Source organism: Acetivibrio cellulolyticus CD2 (genome assembly GCF_000179595.2).
GTDB classification, from domain to species: domain Bacteria; phylum Bacillota; class Clostridia; order Acetivibrionales; family Acetivibrionaceae; genus Acetivibrio; species Acetivibrio cellulolyticus.
In genome coordinates, this window is sequence record NZ_JH556657.1 from 581,158 (window position 1) to 599,461 (window position 18,304).

Genomic DNA, 18,304 nt, shown 5'->3' on the forward strand with positions numbered 1-18,304 from the left:
TAAATTGGATTGCTGTTATATAAATACTTTTAAGAAGAACATTATAGTATTTATTAATTTGATATGCAACTTATGATTCTATTATACACCTCTATAATTTATATACTTCCTGTAATTTGCCTAGAAATAATGATTTTTTTAATGATTTTTGACTTGTTTCAATTATTACTATATTAAAAAAACTCTGGGACATCGAGTCCCTCCGTTTTTGCCTCTTTCATTTCACTCCAAGAGGCTAAATAAAATACCTGTAAGACTATTAGTAATCTTACAGGTATCATTTCTACTCAATACATCTTTGAACTATAAAATAGAAGCAAAATATGATAGGTATATACTATTATAATGAGGGCACTCTAACCGCTCTAAAATTCATTAGCTCATCGACAATCTCTTCAGCATTTAATCCTTCTGTATTTCTTATTATGACATTAAATACTTCCGGATGCATAACACTATGTTTAATTTCTTGCAGCCAGTTATGAAATTCTTTATCACTACCTTCACCATTTCTGATTCTTTTTACTAAATCAACCAAACCATCTCTGTCTAAACTATCCATATTACATTCTCCACCCTTTACCATTTACGTTAAACTAAGTAATAAAAGTAAATTTCACTATATATAACTGCTGTGCACCTTAGTACGTGCTTCACCTATGTAAAATTTAACATTTAATTTATCATAGCAATAAAAATATTTAGTGTCAACTCAAACACTGCTTTTGTTCTATGCAATATTAAAACATATAGATTTTGTTTTGGTGTATGCTAGCGAGAGAATATAGCCTGAAGTTAAATTATAGACGAAGTTAAATTTTGCATCAGATAAATTGGTTGTAAACTCTAGAGGCTACAATATCTCTACATTGACACTTAATATATTTATTGCTAAGCTTAGTGGATTATAGTAAAATATTGAAATCAAAGTTTGGAATCTCCTATATATGAGGGGATGTGGAGGATACGTGAAATGAAAGAAAAAACAAATTGCAATTGTTGCATAAATTACATTTTTGACGAGGAATACAACTGCTATGGATGCCAAGTTGATTTGGACGAGGACGAAATGGTGAGATTTATGGGAAAATCATATGATAATTGTCCATATTTCCAGTTCAATGATGAATATAAAATTGTTAGGAAACAGAAATGAGCATAATTGAGACTATTCAATTGATTTGTCATAGAGGTATTTTTGACATTAATTATATTATAACAATGGTAAAAGGAGATGAATGATTAATGGTGGACAATTTTAAAGAAAAGGCCATTAACTGGGATAAAAATCCTGTTATTGTCAGCATGTCAAATGCTTTTCAAATAGAGATGCTTAAAAACGTAAATATGAGCAAGGACTTCGACATTATGGAATTTGGATGCGGTACTGGATTGGCAGGCCTGAATTTTTCTTCCTCAGTTAATTCTGTTTTCATGGTTGATACATCGCCGGCAATGCTTTCAGTCTTACAGGACAAGGTTTTATCGGGTAATATTCATAATGTTAAAATATTGGAAGGTAATATAACTGATTTAGATTTAAAGGAATCAAGTTTTGATGTGGTATTTTCTCTTATGACACTACACCATATAGAGAACATACCTGAGGTACTGAAGGCTTGCTTTACTATTATAAAAGATAACGGATATTTGATTATCGGCGATTTAGTTGAAGAAGACGGCAGCTTCCACGGTGAAGAAAGGGTGGCACATTGCGGATTCAATTTGAGTGAGATCAAAAAAATGTTCAATGGTGGGGGATTTACCGTAACAAGTTTGTACAAATATTATACTGTGGAAAAGCCTGATGTGGAAGGAAACATAAGGCGGTATGAGCAATTTATATTGGTATCGCAGAAAATGACAGATTGATATATGTTTAATGGAGTTAAAAGTTGATTATTCATATATACCATTCTTAACTGCATATACAGCTAGCTGTATACGATCTTTTAAGTTGAGTTTTTTTAGGAGTTTGGAGATTGAATTTCGTACAGTGCCCTCTGAAAGATATAGTTCAGACGCGATTTCTTTATTTTCTTTTCCTTCGACGATTAGTCTTATCAATTCTTTTTGTTTGTGTGTGAGATTGGCAGTATTGAGTGTGTCCTTTTTTATAATTGAAATTTTTTGAGGGCATCTTCCAAAGCATTTGGGCATATTTGAGAAGGCTTTATTCTGAATTACGTTAAAGCCCTTTGTGCAGCTTCTGATAGCCATAAGTAAATCAGGTGCGGCTACATCTTTCAAAATATAACTGTCTGCACCATTACTAATAGCTTGGGCAATGTTATCTTCATCATTAAATGTGGTAAGCATAATGATTTTAATGTTTTCGAATTTGGATTTAATAATTCGGGTTGCTTCAATTCCATCACATTCTGGCATGACAATATCCATCAAAATTAAGTCCGGTGATAAAGCTTCGCATTTTTTTATTCCTTCAATACCGTTTTGTGCTTCGCCAACAACCTCAATGTCTTTGTCTTGCTCTAAAATAAACTTTATTCCTTCTCTAAAGATTTCTTCATCATCTACTATTATTACCTTTGTCATTTAGATAAAAGCCCTCCCAAAATAAAATAAATGTAATTAAATGTAAACATGATACATACTAATGTCACTTTTTCTTTGAATTAATACAATTTTATCACAAAAAATTGAATAATTGAAGAAAACAAATGTTAAATGTTTGTATTGATAGTACTTTTTTTATATAATGGGTTATATATTGTAAACGCAGACTTAGCTTAGGGGTTGTTGCATGGCTTTATTAGTATTAACTTTAAAAATTCCATTATGTATTGTATCATTTTTTTTGATTTCTGCAATAGCTGCAGGTATATTTCTTCTTTTGTATTTCACAATACAGGGAAGAAAAGTAATGAGGATCAGGACTTCAAGAATCTATTATACGTTCCTTATGTGTATGCTTTTCCCAATTTTTTGGTGCAGTGGTCAGCTATTTGAGTTGTATTTTGGGAAACAAGAGTCAGGTCCTATATTTTTATTGGAATACTCAGCTGTATGTTTTGGAGCTCTAGTCTGGCTGCTTTTTTGCCTTCGGTACGTAGAAAATAAGCTGTTGGATAAAAAAAGAAATATCTATTTTCTTATTATCTTGCCTGCATTCTTCTATTTGTGTGTATTAACTAATGATTTCCATAAGCAATTTACCTATTTTGTTGATGAAAATAGGGAATATGGAATTTTCTTTAAGATGCATTTTGTAGTGTTTATAACTTATGCATTAGCAGGTGTAATTTTATTATTTAAATATTCAATTAAACGTAAGCTTAATTCCAGAGTACTGTCCAATATGTTGATTCTCTCGTTTTTTCTGCCAGTGACATTGACGACGGTGAAGGTATTGGGATGGATAAAATTTGATATAGTATTTGCAGACTTTGTAAGGGAGAATTTTGATTTATCTTCAGCAAGTTTTATGATTACTATGGTTATCTTTACCATAGCCTTTTTTAGATATAGATTATTGAATATTAAACCTATTGCAATGAGTCATGTTTTCAGGAACATTAGTGAATCTATTATGGTTATTGATGAAAATAATAATATAATTTCCATTAACAAATCATTTGAAGATAATTTTCCGGGATTTATAGATTCAGTGAATCAGAAGAGTTTAAATTATTTTGTAGAATATTTTGAAGAAGTAATTGAAGATTTGGCAGTGAAGAGAAAAGTTCTTCAGGCAATCTTGGATAAGCCTGAAGAAGAAGTTGTTGAGGAAATTTGTGTTATAAATGAGTTTAAAAGACATTATACACTTATAATCCGTCCAATGTACCATAATGATATATTTATCGGTAGAATAATATCATTTAGCGACATTTCAGAACACAAGCTGCTCCTTGAAGATCTCAACAGCAAAAATGATGAACTGAGTATTCTTAATAATGAATTATTTGTAATGAATTTAAATTTAGTAGATTCAAATAAAAAAATAAAAGAATATGCTGAAGCAGTTCGCGAACTTACGCTTATAAAAGAAAGAAACCGTTTTGCACGAGATGTCCATGACACATTGGGGCATTCCATGGTTATTTTAATTGCGCTTTTAGAAGCCAGCCGCCTATCGGTTTTGAATGATGGGCCAAAAACGGATAAGATTCTTGAAAAAGCAATTTATACTGCACGAAATGGGCTCAATGAAATAAGAAAGTCCCTCAAAAACCTGGTGGAAGAAAGTACTGAAGAGTCTCTTATGGAAAAGCTGGAAAGTTTAATTATGGAATATGAAATTACCGGAATTAAGATTGATTTTTCAGTGGATGAAGGAATTGAAAATATAAGTGCAAAAGTTTCACGAGTTATTTTCAGGATTTGTCAGGAGTCTATAACAAATTCCATAAAGCATGGAAAAGCAACTAAAATGAGTTTTGTTTTAAAGGTTTTTGAATCAAGTGTTAAGCTATATGTTTTTGATAATGGGGTAGGATGCTCAGATATAAAGCTAGGAATGGGACTTATGGGAATGAAGCAAAGGATTGAAGAACTAAATGGAAGCCTTTCAGTGTTATCTAGAGCCAATAACGGATTTAATATCACAGTGGAACTTCCTGTCTGTGTTAACAGCGATGATGAAGTCTTTTCTTAAAAAGGGTTAAAAATATCAGAAATGTGATAAGTGTAATACTTATGTATGACATATGTCACACTTAAAATCATTACAAAAAGTCATTAAAAAGTGACGGACATTATCTTGAGGTAAAAATCCAATGGGAATAAAATAGCATAAAAGGAAGAAATATTGGGCAATTTGGGGAAATATCTTTCCTTTATTTGATTTGTCTTTTGAGAGTTATACAAACATCAACGCTATTATATGTTTATTTAAGGGGTAGTAAGCATGTTTATAAAATCAATTGAAAAGGATAATGAGTTATTTCAATTAACTCACCCTCAAAAAAGAGTCTGGTATATTGAGGAGATTCAGCCTGATACCTCTGTTGGAAATATTGGAGGTACCATAAGAATTAAAGGGGAAGTAAATACCAAATTATTATGCCAATCTATAAATAATCTGATTAGAACAAATGCTGCACTAAGATTGAATCTCACAGAAATCAATGGTGAAGTTTTCCAATACGTTAAGGAGTATGAAGAAATAGAAATCGAATATTTTGATTTCAGTCTGTATGAAGAAGCAGAAATGGAGTTGGAAAAATGGGTGCAGTGTGAATGCACCAAACCCTTTAAGATTAAAAACAGTGATCTGTATTATTTTTGTATCTTTAAGATAAGTGATAGCGATTATGGGTACTTTGCCAAGTTTCATCATATAATCTGTGACGGCTGGTCAGTAAATCTTATGACAAACCAAATCTGTGATACCTATATGAAGCTTTTTCACGGGGAAGATATCGATACTGATTTAAAAGGAACATATATTGATTATGTGAAAAATGAGCAAGGGTACTTAAAATCAGAGAAGTTTATAAAAAATGGCCATTTCTGGAATGATAAATTCGAGGATGTAGAAAGTAATTTTATAAATTATAATTCAAATAGTCTAAAAGGTATGAGGAAGACTTATGAACTTGATGAAAGCCTTTCTATAAGAATAAAGGAATTTGCAGCTCAAAACAGATTTTCGATAAATACGTTTTTCGTTTCCTTAATGATTCTTTATATAAGTAAGACTACACCACAAAAAGACATTATTATTGGTACTCCGGTGCTTAACAGATCGGGGAAAAAAGAAAAAAACATATTTGGTATGTTTACCAGTACTATGCCATTGAGGATTTGTGTAGACAATAAGAGGACCATATTGGATATGGTTAAAATGGTTAACAGCGAGCTTACAAGCTGTTTTTTCAACCAGAAGTATCCTTATGATCTTTTGGTGCAGGACTTACAGCTCGCACAAAGAGGTATTCAAAGCCTTTTTCAGGTTTGTGTAAATTATTATAATACAAAGCTTAATAGTGAACTTAATGGTTTGCGCATAGAAAATAATGAGTTTTATAATGGAAACCAGACCTATTCTCTTCAACTTGTAGTTAAGGATTGGTCTGATTCAAATAGTTTGACTTTGGATTTTGACTATAAGATAAGCGATTATACAAATGAGCAAATTGAAGAAATGTATTCATGTATGATGAAAATTATAGAGTGGATTTTAGTAAATCCTGATATGCAATTAAGTGGCCTTACTCTTTTAAGTGAACAAGAGAAAAATGAGCTTGTTTATTCTTTTAATTCTACTGAGAAGGATTATCCAAAAAGTAAAACAATTGTCCAACTTTTTGAAGAACAGGTTGAAAAAACTCCCAACAGGATTGCTGTTAGTTTTGGAAAAATAAATCTGACGTATGAGGAGTTAAATGAAAGGTCAAATCAAACAGCACATTTTTTGAGGGAAAAAGGGGTTTGCAATGGAAAAATAGTCGGATTAATGGTAACTCATTCACTGGAAATGGTTGTTGGAATATTAGCTGTTATAAAGGCTGGAGGGGCATATCTTCCTATTGATTCTGAATATCCTTCTGAGCGTATCAGCTATATGCTGAATGATTCAGGGGCATCCTTGCTGCTTACAAACTGTAAAATAGATAATGAAATTGAGTTTAATGGTCAGATTGTAAAACTTAATGATTATAATATAACCCATCAGCTTAAATCAAACCCTTATACACAAAATCACCCCAGTGATGCTGTGTATGTAATATATACATCAGGTTCTACAGGAAAACCAAAAGGAGTAATAATTGAACATCAGGGGCTTGTAAATTATATCTGGTGGGCAAGGAAAATGTATGTAAAAGATGACGAAGATATATTTGCGTTGTATTCATCCTTGTCGTTTGATTTAACGGTTACGTCTGTATTTACACCGCTTATAAACGGTAACAGAATAGTTGTGTACAGCCAGAATGAAGGGAAATATGTTTTATATAGAGTTATGAGTGAAAACAAGGTGAATATTATTAAGCTTACACCTTCTCATTTATCCTTAATTACGGAATTGGATAATTCAAATTCTTCAGTAAAGCGTTTTATTGTAGGAGGCGAAGACTTAAAAGTTAGTTTGGCAGAGAGTGTATATAAAAGCTTTAATGGAAATATTGAAATATATAATGAATATGGACCTACCGAGACTGTGGTAGGTTGTATGATTTACAAGTATGACTATGAAAAAGACAGGCGCGTATCTGTTCCTATTGGTATTCCGGCGGATAACGTACAAATATATATACTGGATGAAGACTTGAATCCTGTTTCTAAAGGAAAAACAGGTGAAATGTATATTTCAGGTGATGGAGTTGCGCGTGGATATTTAAACAGAACAGACCTGACAAATCAAAGATTTGTAGCCAATCCATTTTTAGAAGATAAAAGAATGTACAGGACAGGTGACCTTGCAAGATACCTTGACAGCGGTGTAATTGAGTATGTGGGGAGAGCCGATCACCAGGTGAAGATACGCGGCTATCGTATAGAACTTGGTGAAATAGAAGAATACCTTTTGAAGTATGACTCTATTGATAATGCAGTAGTTATTGATCAGCAATATGAGGATAGCTCAACATACCTTTGTGCTTATGTGGTAAGCTCAAAAAGTATCTGTGAAAGTGAAATACGCCAATATCTTTCCAGGTTTTTACCTGACTATATGGTTCCAACATATATCAATCAAATAGACGAAATTCCGTTGAGTTCCAATGGGAAGGTAGACAGAAAGTTTCTTAGGCAGCCTCAAAGAAATGTTAATAAAACAGAATATAGGGTGCCTGTTAATGAATATGAGATCAAGCTTGTAGAATCAATAGAAGCTGTACTTGGAATTAAGAATATAGGTCTTAGGCATAATTTCTTCCATATAGGAGGAGACTCAATTAAAGCAATTCAAATCGCGTCAAGACTTAATGAAGCGGGTCTGAAAATTACAGTTAAAGATATATTGTCTAATCCTGTAATTGAAGATATGGCGGTGCGTATTGAAGTATGTACTGGACTCAATAGTGCCGAGCAGGGACTTTGTGAAGGAATTGTTGAAAAAACACCTGTTTCATCTTGGTTCTTGGCAAGTAATTTTAAAAATGCAGATCATTACAACCAATCTGTTTTACTAAAGTTTAACCAGGAAGTACATACTGAGCGGCTTAAAGGTGCGTTTGAACAGTTAGTCAGGCATCATGATTCGTTAAGGCTTAATTTTGATACAGTTGAGAGAAAATTGTTCTACAACAATTCATATCTAAAAAATGAATTTGATATTGAAGAATTCGATTTATCAATATACTCAGATGAAATGCAAACAATGATGATGAATGAAATGGGTGAGAAGCTTAAATCAAGTTTTAATATTGCAAGAGGAATTTTAATAAAGGCGTGTGTATTTAATCTTGGAAAAAGCGGGAAACGGTTATTAGTTACGGCACATCATTTAGTTATAGATGGAGTTTCATGGAGAATTATTTTGGATGATCTGCAAAGAATCCTCGAGTGCCAGAATAATTTTTCAGAGGACATGCTCCCGCTAAAAACCCATTCCATGCAAAAGTGGGCGGAAACATTAAAAGAATATAGCATGGGTGAAGTTCTAAAAGAAACCGAGTATTGGAATTCAATATTACAAAGGAATTTTACATTTCCATTGGACTTTAACCCTATAGACAGATCTATAGAAAAGGTTGCTTCTTTAGTTAAAGATCTTACAAGAGATAAAACAGAAAATTTGTTAACAAGTGCAAATATTTCATATGGTACAGAAACCGTGGATATTTTGGTTGCAGCACTTGTAATGGCAGTATGCGAATTTACGGGGGAAGAAGAAATTATAATTGAATTGGAAGGACATGGACGTCAGATTCCTGTAGACAATATTGATATTTCCAGAACAGTTGGATGGTTTACAAGTATGTACCCTGTTGCTTTAAGGGGTGTAGAAAACTCTATTGAAGCGACAATCAAATCTGTAAAAGAACAGCTTAGGAAAATTCCCAATAAAGGGGTTGGGTTTGGTATTCTGAAGTATTTATCTGAAACTCTTGAAAATCTAGAGAGAAAATATATAAGATTCAACTATCTGGGCGATTTTGATAATACCTTTGATGGCAGCTTTTTTTCAGTTTCCAATGAAAAGTGCGGAAATGATATAAGTGTAAATAATCAAATGACCTGCCTTGTTGATATAAATGCAATCATTGTAAATAAAAAGCTGGAAATAAGGATTAGCTACAACGGAAATTGTTTTAAGGAACGGACCATGCTTGATTTTTCTGAGAAATATTTAAGCCATATCGTATTATTAATAGAGCATTGCTGTAATAAAGAGAGCAGGGACTTTACGCCGTCAGATTTTGATGCCGTTGAAATATTACAAGCTGATCTGGATGGCTTATTTAGCTAACTGATAATTTTAATTTTATGGAGGCAAATTGTATGAAAATGTTTAGAAAAGCAGGTGCAATTTTTTTCGCATGTATGGTATCTCTTATGTCTTTAACTGGCTGTGCACAGTCAAATGTTGAACATACAGGACATTCTCATGAGGAACATGGACACGAGGAGGATGAACATGGTGGAAGTGTTGAGTCTTCAGACCAGGGAGAAACAGTATATAGATTTGATAGTAATGGTATTAATGCTTCTGCAATACAAGAAATAGAGACCTTTATAAAACAGCAGATGGAAGTAGGTAAGCTTCCCGGAATATCAATTGCTGTTGTAAATGGTGATAAAGAGATATATAGCAATGGTTTTGGTTATTCAGACCTAAAATCAAAAGAAGCAGTTACTACTGATACTTTGTTTGAGTTGGGTTCTGTAAGCAAGGCATTTACCGGACTTGCAATTTTAAAGCTTGAGGAAGAAGGAAAGCTGAAAATAAATGACCCTGTCAGTAAATATATCCCATGGTTAAAACTTAAATACAATGGCAAAGAAGTAGATGTTACTTTAGAACAATTTTTACATCAAACCAGCGGTATTCCTTTTGAAACTGCATGTGAAATTCCTGTTTCAGATTCTGAAAAGGCATTGGAATATACGGTGCGGGTTTTGATAAACAAAGAACTTATTAATGAGCCTGGAAAAAATTTTTTCTATGCTTCATTAAATTATGATGTATTAGGTTTAGTTATTCAACAAGTATCAGGTGTTTCCTATGAAGAATATATGAGAAATAATATTTTGCAGTTGTTTGGACTTAATAACACTTACATGTCAAGGGAAGAGGCAATGGATAAAGGAATGTCTTATGGGTACAAGCTTGGCTTTACCAAAGTACTCCGTTATGATGCGCCTGAATATAGAGGCAATACGCCAGCTGGATATATAATATCCAATGCAGAGGATATGGGAAAATGGCTTGGAATTCAATTGGGAGCAGCTAGTACAACAGAGCTTCAAAAATCAATTATAGATAAGTCTCACGTTCATAACAGTACAGTTCCTAAAGCAGAGGATGGAGCTTTTTATGCTGCCGGATGGGCATTTTATCCGGATGGATATGGTGAATTTATCCATGATGGAGGTAATCCGAATTTTTCATCATATATATCATTTAGTCCTGGCGAAAATCTTGGAATTATAGTATTGGCTAACAGAAACTCTGTTTATACCCGTGCTATAGGTCAAGGCGTTATGAACATACTTAGAAGCAAAGATTCTGCACACTCACATTTTGATAATTATTTAGGCCTTGATAAGACTGTAACAGTTATATTTTTCGTATCAAGTGGCATTTTGATTCTCGTAATTTGTCTTTTAGCCATTGCAGTTATGCAGCTTATTAAGAAAAGAAGGAGTTATAGTGGCAGCATTATAAAGAAATTACTAATCCTTATTCCTTCTCTCACTGTTATCATTATTATCGGATATAACCTGTACAATGCGCCAAATATATTATTTGGAGGTCTTCCATGGGGCTTTATAAATGTATGGGGCCCTATGAGTATTTTGCCGGCGGTTTATTCCATATTTGGCATGCTTATATTACTGGGCATATTTATTGTATTGACAACGCTTTTCCCAAAATCCAAAGCTAAAACATAATAAGGAATAGCCGAAGTCATATTTTCAGCATTCCTAAAGGTTTATTATAGGGAGATTAAGATGGATAAAATTAAGTTGTTTTGTTTGCCGTTTGCCGGCGGTTCAGCAGTTACCTATAGAAAATGGAAAGATTATTTACACAGCTTTATTGAAATATGGGCTTTAGAACTAAAAGGAAGAGGGAAAAGGTTTAATGAGCCGTTTTACTTAAGCATTAAGGAAGCTGTTGAAGATTTATATAAGATAATTGAACCGGAAATAGTTAATTCGCAATTCGCTTTCTTTGGACATAGTATGGGGACAATACTTGCATATGAACTGGTAAACCAGATAAAAAGAGAAAAGCAGCGGGATCCGTTACATATTTTCTTTTCTGGAAGATATCCCCCACATGCTGATAAGCGGAGAAAAGTACTCCATGACTTGCCTGATGATGAATTTATAGCAGAAATTGAAAGTTATGGAGGTACTCCTAAGGGACTGTTTGATAATAAAGAGTTACTTGAAATTTTTCTGCCTGTTTTAAGGGCTGATTACAAGATACTAGACAACTACAGGGCTCAACAAACCCAGGTAGTATATGATTTCGACATATCGGTGTTAGGCGGAAGATATGACAGTGAAGTTTCAGCTGTGGACTTAAGGCAATGGTATAAGTACACAAATGGAGACTGCAGAGTATATGAGTTTGAAGGCGGACATTTTTTTATAAATGACTATATTGAAGATATTGTAAAGATCATAAATTCTACATTGGGCAGTAAGAAGAACAGTATAGAAGACATATACAGAATTTTGTTCGACTAAAGGGATCGATCTAATTTAAGGTGGGTGTAAATATTATTATGAGTACAACTCAAAAACTTGACAAACAAAATGTTGAAGATATTTTAGCTCTTACTCCCGTGCAGGAAGGGATGCTCTTTCACTATTTGAATCAACCATCAAGTGAATTATACTTTGAGCAGCTTAGCTTCAGGCTAGTTGGAAAAATAAACATGGAAATATTAAAAAAAGCCTGGGATCATGTTGTTGAAACAAATGAAATGCTAAGGACTGTTTTTAGGTGGGAAATGCTTGAAAAGCCGTTGCAGATTGTTCTTAAAACGCACAACATGCCAATAAGAGAATTTGATTTTTCAAATTGTAATGGCCAACAGCAAGTGATGATAGATAAGGTTCGGGAAGAAGACAGAAAAGAAAAAATAGATATAAGCAGTGCACCATGCAGGATTATACTTTGCAAAATCAATGAAAATGAGTATGAAATGATTCTGAGTAGTTTCCATATCATTTTTGATGGTTGGAGTAATGGGATAATTCTAAAGGAGTTTGTTGAAGCATACTGTAGCCTGTCAAATGGCAGAGTACCTGAAAGACCGTCTAAAACTAAGTATAAAGAGTTTGTAAAACGGGTTGCCGGAAATGACAAAGCCAGGGAAATTGAATACTGGAGCAATTACATTGGGGATTTTACTTCAAAGACAGTGCTTCCATTAGATAAAAAAAGTGATGAGTTTTGTACAAGTACACAGAATTATATAGACACAATTCCACAAGAAGTATCAGACAAGATAAAAGAGCTTTCAAAAAGCAGGAATATTACCACTGCTTCAATTCTTTACAGTGCATGGGGGCTACTGCTTAAAGTTTATAACGACAGCAGGGATGTTGTCTTTGGTACGACAGTTTCGGGAAGAACTGCTCAAATCAGAGGAATTGAAAATATTGTTGGTTTGTTCATTAACACGCCGCCTTTGAGAATCAAAACTTGTGAGAATGATAGTGTTACTGACCTGCTTGCCAGAGTAGACGAAATGCTTCTTGAAAGGGTGGAATTTGAACTTTCGTCTTTGACTGAAATAAAAAATCAATCCGGCGTTGACAGAAAAGAGAGCCTTTTTGATTCTATTGTTGTAGTTGAGAACTATCCTTTAGATGAGGCACTGAAAGATAATCAGAGCGAAATTGAAATGACTTTAAGCTCAATATTTGAAATGACCAATTATGATCTGACACTGGTTATTTCTACTTTTGATCAGTTTGGTATACGTTTTATTTATGATGGAGACAAATTTAACGCTGATACCATAGAAAGACTTACAAAACAATTTATAAACATAGTGCAAAATATGGTGAATAGTCCGGAAAGTCCTGTGGACAGTATGGAATTCTTATCACAGAAAGAAAAAGAACAGATTCTGTTTGACTTTAATAATTTTACAAATCATTATGATATCAATAAGACGATAGTAGAATATTTTGAGAATCAGGTATTGAGGACACCGGATAATATCGCAGTTAGGTTTAATAACCAATGCTTGACCTATAAAGAGCTCAATGAAAAATCTAATCAGCTTGCAAGGTTTTTGAGGGAAAAGGGTGTTGGTGTTGAAAAGGTTGTAGGGATAATGATGGAACGGTCTCTTGATATGGCTGTTGCGCTCATGGCAATACTTAAGGCTGGAGGAGCTTATCTTCCGATTGATCTTAACCTTCCTGCCGAGAGGATAACATACATGCTTGAAGATTCAGGTGCCATAGCTCTTATAACAGACAGCAAAGCTTCGGCACATTTTCAATTAACTGCGCTTCAGAATTTCGGGGCTAATAGTGATATTAATATAATACTTACAAGCCCAAGAGGTCACATTGAGGATTTCCAAAGCCTTCCGGTGCCGGATAGATCTCTTATTAATATTAATAAATATAAAGGCAAAATCGGTATGGCAAGTGTAAATAACTGCATATCGATTCAAACTACCAGAGGATGCCCGTATAAATGTTTGTACTGCCATAAAATATGGTCTAAGTTTCATGTTCGAAGAACTGCACAGAGCATTTTTGATGAAATAGAATACTATTACAGGAACGGTGTTAGCAATTTTGCAGTTATTGATGATTGCTTTAACCTTGATATGACTAACAGCCGTGAACTGTTCAAGCTGATAATTAAGAATAAACTAAGAATTCAGTTGTTTTTTCCAAATGGCTTGAGGGGAGATATATTAACCCCAGATTATATTGATTTGATGGTTGAAGCCGGAACACGAGGAGTTAACCTTTCTCTTGAAACTGCTTCGCCAAGGCTGCAGAAACTCTTGAAGAAGGACCTTGACCTGGATAAATTTAAAGGTGTTGTAGATTATTTTGCATCCCAGCATTCCAATATAATATTAGAGATGGCTACTATGCATGGTTTTCCTACAGAAACTGAGGAAGAAGCTATGATGACCTTGAATTTTATAAAAGATATTAAGTGGCTTCACTTTCCATATGTGCATATTCTTAAGATATTTCCAAATACGGAGATGGAAGAATTTGCGCTGGAATATGGCGTTTCAAAGCAGGATATTTTGAAGTCCAAAGATAGGGCATTCCATGAACTGCCTGAAACTCTGCCTTTTCCAAAGAGCTTTACGAGAAAATATCAGGCTGACTTTATGAATGAATATTTCTTGTCCAAGGAACGTCTTAACAAGGTGCTACCTGTACAAATGAAGATACTTGATGAGCAAGCGCTAATTCAAAAATATGATGCATATTTGCCTGTTGAAATAAGAACAGTAGAGGATATTTTTAAATTTGCAGGTATAGATAGTATTGAATTACAGAATGACAGGGTTGATACAGATAGAATAACAATTTTTGACAGAAAACATGCGGAAAGAAAAACTCCTTTGAATGCAAAAAAGGTTTTATTCCTTGATCTGTCGCAGCATTTTAGTTCTCGCAGCATGCTTTATAAAGTAGCGGAACAGCCTATCGGGCATATCTATCTTTTGACGTACTTAAAACAAGTATTTGGTGACAGGATTGACGGACGTATTTATAAATCAGGTATAGACTTTGATAGCTTTACAGAGCTAAAAGCTTTAGTAGATGAATATAAACCCGACATGATAGGAATAAGGACTTTAACATATTTTAAAGAGTTTTTCCATGAGACTGTCATGCTTTTAAGGCAATGGGGAATTAAGGTTCCGATTATAACTGGAGGACCTTATGGTTCAAGTGATTATGATACTATTTTGAAAGATAAAAACGTGGATTTGGTTATTCTTGGTGAAGGAGAATATACCCTTTCAGAGCTTGTAGAAAGAATGTTTGAGAATGGGTTTAGTATTCCGTCCAACGAGGTTCTGCAAAAAATCAAGGGGATAGCTTTCCTGGATAAATCCAAAAGTCAGGATGAGGACAAATCAAGGGAAGTGCTGGTTCTAGACCAATTGACGGAAGTCATTGGGAATGAAGATAAAAACAATCTGGCTCAAACTGTTGGGGCTAATAATTTAGCCTATGTTATGTATACATCCGGTTCAACTGGAAAGCCAAAAGGTGTTATGGTTGAACACAGACAGGTAAATAATTGTATACTTTGGATGCAGAAGGAGTTCAGGCTGAAAGCTCAAGATATTATTGTTCAGAGGACCAATCTGTCTTTTGATCCTTCTGTTTGGGAGCTTTTCTGGCCTCTTTATGTTGGGGCTAGCGTAAAACTGATTACCTACGATCAAAGCAGAGATGCCCAGTATCTAATGAGTTTGATGGGGGAAGATGACTTGACAATGATGTATTGTCCGGCTTCTCTGGTAACAGGTATGACCTACCTTTTAAATTCAACAAATGAAAAGCAAAAGTTGAAAATGCCATGGCTTATTATTGGCGCAGAGCCTATAAGTATGGATACGGTAAAAAGCTTTTATTCTTACTTTGAAGGTAGAATAGTAAATACATATGGACCTACAGAATGTACAATAAACAACACATATTACTGCATTGACAGGGATGACAAAAGAAGAATCGTTCCAATAGGAAGGCCAGTAGATAACAATCAATTGTATGTCCTCTCTAAAAACTCTAACCTTATGCCGCTAAAAGCTGTAGGAGAAATATATATTGCAGGCGATAGTGTTGCCAGGGGATACATTAATAATGCCCAAAAAACATCAGAGAGTTTTCTTGAAAATCCTTTTGGTAAGGGGAAGCTTTATAAGACAGGCGACCTTGGAAGGTGGCTTGATGATGGAAACATTGAAATAATGGGCAGGGTTGATGAGCAGGTCAAAATAAGGGGATACCGTATTGAATTGGGTGAAATTGAATCGGTTTTACTCAAAAATGATTCAATTAAAGAATGTGTTGTAGCGATTAAGGACAGCAAAAAATCGATACAGGAAACCAGAGTATGCAAAAAATGTGGAGCTGTCTCTTCATATCCAGGTATTACAATAGATGAAGATGGAATTTGTGATGTTTGCCGTGACTTTAGTGTCTATAAAAAGTATATGGACAAGTATTTTGGAACTCTTGAGGATTTGAATAACATTATAATTAATGCCAGAGAAGAAGGCAGCAGTAAGTATGATTGCCTGCTTTTATACAGCGGTGGAAAAGGTTCGGCCTATGCCCTATATACTTTAGTACAGAAGGGTTATAACGTATTGGCTGTTACATATGATAACGGGTATTTCAGCAAAACGGATATGGAAAATATAAAAATGATTACTTCCAAGCTTGGCGTAGATCATGTTGTACTAAAACATGAGAATACAGATGAAATTCTTAAGGAGAGTATCAATTTTGCCAAAACAGTGTGCAGGGGATGTTTTCATACGTCATCATCTCTAGCATTGGAGTATGCATATAAAAATGGTATTAAATTGGTCGTAGGTGCAACACTATCTCGCGGACAAATAATTGAAAATAAGCTTATCATGTTCTTTAAGCAGGGAATTTCTGATGTGAAAGAGGTCGAAAGTGGATTGAAAAGCCTCCAAAAGACATCTGTGGAGATAGATAGAAATATATTTGATCGTATAAACATCGATGTAATTAATGACAAATCTGTTTATGATGCTGTAAAAACAGTTGATTTTTACAGGTATTGTGACATTTCAAATGAGGCAATGCTGACGTTCTTAAATGAAAAAGATCCTTACTGGGAAAGCAGAAAAAATTATGCCATATATTCGACGAATTGCTCCATTAAGCAAATAGGGGACAAGCATCACTTAACTGCAAAGGGCTACCACTATTATGGCAGTGCAACATGTTGGGAAAGAAGGATGGGCCATATAACTAAGGATAATTTAGAGGAAGACTTGCACTGCTCTGTAAGCGAACACGCAGTGGATAATTTCTTAAATAGGATTGGTGTTGAAAAGATAACGGAAAGCAAAAATCTAGATACCAAATATATGTGTGCATACTATGTCTCAGATAAAGAATTGAATGCAGCGGAGTTAAAGGAGAATATATCTAAAGAGCTACCATCATATATGGTACCTTCCTATTTTGTCAGACTTGAGAACCTGCCTTTGACACTGAATGGGAAAATAGATAAAAGACTGCTTCCTGAACCAGATACAGACGTAAATTTGGGCTCTGAGTATATCGAACCTACAAATGAGACAGAGGAGCATTTGGTAGATATATGGAAGAATATTTTGGGAGTTGACCGTGTTGGTATAAAGGATAATTTCTTTGATATCGGCGGAAATTCTATTTTGCTTATACAAATGCATTCAAAGATTGATAAACAATATCCTGGAAAAGTATCAATGACAGACATTTTTGCGCATACAACAATTGAGAAATTGTCTGAACTTATAAGGGGAAGCGAAGAAGATATAAGGGATATTGAGATTAAGACAATAACATTTCCAGATGGATACTTTGTAGATGCAAAAGAGTCTCAGGACGGTGCTGTTTTCAAAGCTAGCCTTAAAGAAAGTATTTTTGAGAAAATCAAAAGAATTTCAGAATATGAAAAGGTCCGTGTATATGATGTATTCATTGGAATGTATGCGTATCTGATTTCTGAAATTACGCAAAAAACAAATATAACTGTAAATGCAGTTATTGATAATAACATATATCAAATACCAATAAATTTGAATGAACTAAAGGGTTTCAGAGACTTATTCAAAGTAGTAGGAGCTGCAAATAATGAAAGCGGATCAAAAGAAAAATATTCACAAAAAGATTTAAAGAATATTAAAGTAAGCAAAAGTAAATATGAAATTATACCGTTTATATATGATGCAAAGCTTTTGACTGAAAAAGCTAAGCTGGTAGATGTTTACGATGTTATATTTGAAATTGATTTTGAGAATATGTCAGTTGCGTGTGAGTTTGACAGTAGTAGGCTCAAAAGAGAAAAAATAAAGGAGCTTCTAAGTGGGTATTTGGAGCTTGTAGGAACACTAGCTGATGATTATGAGTTTAAATAAGGAATTGTAAAGTAATATATCATTCCTTAAATATATGGGGGGCA

9 protein-coding genes are annotated in these 18,304 nt (G+C 34.0%); 7 read left to right on the forward strand and 2 right to left on the reverse strand.

What is annotated here, in order from left to right:
• Positions 1-340: 340 nt before the first annotated feature.
• Positions 341-562: a hypothetical protein gene (locus tag ACECE_RS0214540; protein WP_010248496.1), complete on the reverse strand. Its 222-nt coding sequence runs from the start codon at positions 560-562 to the stop codon at positions 341-343.
• 411 nt (positions 563-973) lie between these two features.
• Between ACECE_RS0214540 and ACECE_RS0214545 the strand changes: the two genes are divergently transcribed.
• Complete coding sequence (locus ACECE_RS0214545; RefSeq protein ID WP_010248497.1) at positions 974-1,156, forward strand: DUF6472 family protein; 183 nt, start codon at positions 974-976, stop codon at positions 1,154-1,156.
• A gap of 89 nt (positions 1,157-1,245) precedes the next feature.
• Positions 1,246-1,872 (forward strand): class I SAM-dependent methyltransferase, encoded by a 627-nt coding sequence (locus tag ACECE_RS0214550; RefSeq protein WP_010248499.1) that lies wholly within the window; start codon positions 1,246-1,248, stop codon positions 1,870-1,872.
• 27 nt (positions 1,873-1,899) lie between these two features.
• On the opposite strand, the gene ACECE_RS0214555 is transcribed toward ACECE_RS0214550, so the two are convergent.
• Positions 1,900-2,556, reverse strand: a complete 657-nt coding sequence (locus ACECE_RS0214555; protein ID WP_010248501.1) for a response regulator transcription factor — start codon at positions 2,554-2,556, stop codon at positions 1,900-1,902.
• 208 nt (positions 2,557-2,764) lie between these two features.
• Here ACECE_RS0214555 and ACECE_RS0214560 point away from each other — a divergent pair, with 208 nt between their 5' ends.
• From ACECE_RS0214560 to ACECE_RS0214580, 5 genes are all read left to right on the forward strand, one after another.
• On the forward strand, positions 2,765-4,618 hold the full coding sequence (locus tag ACECE_RS0214560; protein ID WP_010248502.1) for a sensor histidine kinase: 1,854 nt from the start codon (positions 2,765-2,767) through the stop codon (positions 4,616-4,618).
• A 252-nt stretch (positions 4,619-4,870) separates the two neighbouring features.
• Positions 4,871-9,379: a non-ribosomal peptide synthetase gene (locus tag ACECE_RS0214565; protein WP_010248504.1), complete on the forward strand. Its 4,509-nt coding sequence runs from the start codon at positions 4,871-4,873 to the stop codon at positions 9,377-9,379.
• 32 nt (positions 9,380-9,411) lie between these two features.
• Positions 9,412-11,025: a serine hydrolase gene (locus tag ACECE_RS27625; protein ID WP_010248507.1), complete on the forward strand. Its 1,614-nt coding sequence runs from the start codon at positions 9,412-9,414 to the stop codon at positions 11,023-11,025.
• 60 nt (positions 11,026-11,085) lie between these two features.
• Entirely contained in the window at positions 11,086-11,832 is a 747-nt protein-coding gene (locus ACECE_RS0214575; protein ID WP_010248509.1) for a thioesterase II family protein, read from the forward strand.
• 38 nt (positions 11,833-11,870) lie between these two features.
• Entirely contained in the window at positions 11,871-18,260 is a 6,390-nt protein-coding gene (locus tag ACECE_RS0214580; protein WP_010248511.1) for a non-ribosomal peptide synthetase, read from the forward strand.
• Positions 18,261-18,304: the final 44 nt, after the last annotated feature.

What these genes read in the sequence shown, in the direction of transcription:
- ACECE_RS0214540 (WP_010248496.1), bottom strand. Translation starts at nt 562, where the DNA reads ATGGATAGTTTAGACAGAGATGGTTTGGTTGATTTAGTAAAAAGAATC.
- ACECE_RS0214555 (WP_010248501.1), bottom strand. Translation starts at nt 2,556, where the DNA reads ATGACAAAGGTAATAATAGTAGATGATGAAGAAATCTTTAGAGAAGGA.
- ACECE_RS0214580 (WP_010248511.1), top strand. Translation starts at nt 11,871, where the DNA reads ATGAGTACAACTCAAAAACTTGACAAACAAAATGTTGAAGATATTTTA.
- ACECE_RS0214560 (WP_010248502.1), top strand. Translation starts at nt 2,765, where the DNA reads ATGGCTTTATTAGTATTAACTTTAAAAATTCCATTATGTATTGTATCA.
- ACECE_RS0214565 (WP_010248504.1), top strand. Translation starts at nt 4,871, where the DNA reads ATGTTTATAAAATCAATTGAAAAGGATAATGAGTTATTTCAATTAACT.
- ACECE_RS0214550 (WP_010248499.1), top strand. Translation starts at nt 1,246, where the DNA reads ATGGTGGACAATTTTAAAGAAAAGGCCATTAACTGGGATAAAAATCCT.
- ACECE_RS27625 (WP_010248507.1), top strand. Translation starts at nt 9,412, where the DNA reads ATGAAAATGTTTAGAAAAGCAGGTGCAATTTTTTTCGCATGTATGGTA.
- ACECE_RS0214575 (WP_010248509.1), top strand. Translation starts at nt 11,086, where the DNA reads ATGGATAAAATTAAGTTGTTTTGTTTGCCGTTTGCCGGCGGTTCAGCA.
- ACECE_RS0214545 (WP_010248497.1), top strand. Translation starts at nt 974, where the DNA reads ATGAAAGAAAAAACAAATTGCAATTGTTGCATAAATTACATTTTTGAC.